3 protein-coding genes and 1 pseudogene are annotated in these 2,175 nt (G+C 52.7%); 1 reads left to right on the forward strand and 3 read right to left on the reverse strand.

Going from position 1 to position 2,175, the window contains the following annotated elements; translation table 11 throughout:
- Window positions 1-424: pseudogene (locus C5S62_RS06715) on the forward strand (glycosyltransferase family 2 protein); the annotation flags it as partial.
- Between the two features lie 124 nt (window positions 425-548).
- On the opposite strand, the gene C5S62_RS13265 reads toward C5S62_RS06715, so the two are convergent.
- From C5S62_RS13265 to C5S62_RS06725, 3 genes are read right to left on the reverse strand one after another with little or no spacing between them, the layout of a single operon-like run.
- On the reverse strand, window positions 549-887 hold the full coding sequence (locus C5S62_RS13265; RefSeq protein ID WP_133159526.1) for a hypothetical protein: 339 nt from the start codon (window positions 885-887) through the stop codon (window positions 549-551).
- Between the two features lie 30 nt (window positions 888-917).
- Window positions 918-1,049: a hypothetical protein gene (locus tag C5S62_RS14030; RefSeq protein ID WP_255400146.1), complete on the reverse strand. Its 132-nt coding sequence runs from the start codon at window positions 1,047-1,049 to the stop codon at window positions 918-920.
- Between the two features lie 2 nt (window positions 1,050-1,051).
- Window positions 1,052-2,062, reverse strand: coding sequence for an aspartate-semialdehyde dehydrogenase (locus tag C5S62_RS06725; protein WP_104404628.1), 1,011 nt, complete (start codon window positions 2,060-2,062; stop codon window positions 1,052-1,054).
- Window positions 2,063-2,175: the final 113 nt, after the last annotated feature.

A 2,175-nucleotide genomic window follows, 5' to 3' on the forward strand; every position in this document is an offset into this window, starting at 1 on the left:
TACCGTAACAGACTATGCGGCGTACGGACTGTCACCTTACTCCATTTTTGAGCGGCAAAACAAAAAAGTGATGCACCGCACAGCCGGTTACCTGCAAATTTCCATGGGCAACCACAAGGTAACGATGCTTCCCCAATTAGAAAGCCGTTCTTCCGTAGTCGTTTACCACTATAACATACGCGGGCGCAAGCAATTCATAGAGAAAATGGTGAATGGAGGCCGGCAGCTTGAACAGCACAAAGGCCGTCACGGCGGCCGGCACTGGCGTTATTTTTACGCTCTTTACAAAGAAGGGCAACTTGACGAAGAATATGACCGCGTAATCGGAACGGCCTCCTACGGCCGACTCGCCGATGACGGGTTTGTGATTTCCGAACCGCAATGGCCGGAAACCTTAGCCCGCCTCACGGCAGAACAATCCTGAACTGCAAGGCCAGCTGCCTGCATCAGAAAAAAGTACCGGATCTCATGGGCATGTTTGCCCCGGAGATCCGGTACTTGCGTAATAACCGCATATTCGCCGCAAGGTCCTTACCGTCAACACAGTTTCAGGTAAACGACCGGGCGATGTCAGAAAGAAAATATTTGACAACAGAAAGAACAACTCCCACTATCACGGCATTGATCACCGCATGGTGCCACCTGAAACTGCCACGCCCCATCGGAACGACCAGCGTCGGCAACAACAGGCACAAGGCTATGACCGATCCCTGCGACCACCAGGGCAGTTGCGGGAGAGCCATACTGAAAACGACGATTCCCGTAAAGAAATACTGCAAAAACACATGAAGGCAGTAACGGCCTGGACGGCCTTGATAAAAAAGCGGAAGAATGTCGAGGAAAGCGACAATGGCCGCAATGACAAAGTATACCGGTAAATTCTGCATGCTTCCTTAATATTTAAAAATTGATGAAGACTAACCGCCACGCCGCTTGCAGCGGCCGCTACCAGTGAGCGGTGCCACAAGAATGCCGCCCGAAGCAAATGGCTCCGGGCGGCATTTCTCATGTCCGTCGGGCACGGTTTGCTGACGGCCAGCCCGCGACACAATTATTTCACATTACCCACCTTGATGAGATATTCGGCAATCTGAACGGCATTGAGTGCGGCTCCCTTGCGTATCTGGTCGCTGACAAGCCAGAAGGTAAGGCCGTTGGGGTTAGCCAGGTCCTGACGGATACGTCCCACATAAACAGGGTCTTTGCCTGCGAGGAAAAGCGGCATGGGGTATTCCTTTTCGGCCGGATTGTCCATAAGCACAAGCCCTTCGCCCTCACTCACGGCTTTGCGGGCTTCCTCTACGGAAATGGGACGTTCCGTCTCAATCCACACACTCTCGGAATGTGAGCGGAGCGAAGGCACGCGCACGCAGGTAGCCGAAGTCACGATGTCGGAGTGCATGATCTTCTGCGTCTCGTTGAACATTTTCATTTCCTCCTTGGTGTAACCGTTCTCCTGGAACACGTCTATTTGCGGAATGAGATTGAAAGCCAGCTGATAGGCAAACTTCTCCACCGTTACAGGGTCGCCTGCCAACACCTGACGGTACTGTTCGTAAAGCTCGTCCATGGCAGCCTGTCCGGCACCGCTGGCAGCCTGATAAGAACTGACGTGCACACGCTTGATGTGGCTCAGTTTTTCGAAAGCCTTGAGCGCCACCACCATCATGATAGTCGTGCAGTTGGGGTTGGCAATCACGCCGCGCGGCCGCACCAGAGCGTCTTCGGCGTTGCACTCCGGCACCACGAGAGGTACGTCCTCGTCCATGCGGAAAGCCGACGAGTTGTCGATCATCACAGCCCCGTAGCGGGTGATATCCTCAGCATATTCTTTCGACACACCGGCTCCTGCCGAAGTGAAAACAATGTCCACGCCCTTGAAGGCATCGCCGTGCTCGAGCAGCTGCACCGTATGTGTTTTCCCCTTAAAGTCATAGGTCGCTCCGGCACTACGCTTCGAACCGAAGAGCAGCAGATTGTCAATAGGGAAATCGCGTTCGGCCAATACGCGCAGAAACTCCTGGCCCACGGCACCGCTGGCGCCAACGATAGCTACATTCATGTTTGTTCTATTTTTTAATTTTAATAATTTGGCGCAAAAATACGAAAAAATCTGCAATTTGTAAGGCATGTCTCTCTAAAATAGCATCATTAGGCAGATAACCGGTTATTTCC

The organism is Prevotella sp. MGM2 (assembly GCF_002933955.1).
In the GTDB taxonomy this organism is placed as follows: Bacteria; Bacteroidota; Bacteroidia; order Bacteroidales; family Bacteroidaceae; genus Alloprevotella.